This is a genomic window from Pseudomonas fluorescens (assembly GCF_902498065.1).
GTDB lineage: Bacteria > Pseudomonadota > Gammaproteobacteria > Pseudomonadales > Pseudomonadaceae > Aquipseudomonas > Aquipseudomonas fluorescens_BJ.
This window is the reverse complement of the sequence record NZ_CABVIR010000032.1, coordinates 1-507: the sequence shown is the minus strand read 5'-3', so window position 1 is coordinate 507 and position 507 is coordinate 1. Positions and strand designations below refer to the sequence as shown.

Sequence of the window (507 nt, the reverse complement as noted above, 5' to 3'; positions counted from 1 at the left end):
TGCCCGCCTACACCGGCAATTTCCAGCTCAGCTATTTTGGCGGTGCCGACGGCGTGATGTTCTCGGTGCCGGCCGGCAACCGTGCGCCGGACTACGATCCACGCGCGCGCGGCTGGTACAAAGCGGCCAACAGCGCGCAGCAGACCATCGTCACCGAACCGTACATCGCCGCTTCGTCGGGCAAACTGGTGATCACCGTTGCCACGCCGGTGCAGCGTCAGGGCCAAATGCTCGGCGTGGCCGGTGCCGACATCGATCTGACCAGCGTCAGCGCGATCATCAACTCGCTGAACTTCGGCGGCCACGGTCATGCATTCATTGTCAGCGCCGAAGGGAAAATCCTGATTCACCCGGACAGCAAGCTGGTGCTCAAAACACTGGCCGAGGCTTATCCGAAGGGTGCGCCCAAAGTCAGCCCGGGCCTGAAAGAAGTCGAGTTCGACGGCAAGACCCAGTTGATCTCATTCACCCACGTCAACGGCGTGCCATCGGCTGACTGGTACGTGG

At 62.1% G+C, this 507-nt stretch carries 1 protein-coding gene; it reads left to right on the top strand.

Features of this window, described 5'->3' with window-relative positions; translation table 11 throughout:
• A partial coding sequence (locus tag F8N43_RS29225; protein ID WP_191630170.1) for a cache domain-containing protein occupies nucleotides 1–507 on the top strand: 507 nt, incomplete at both ends.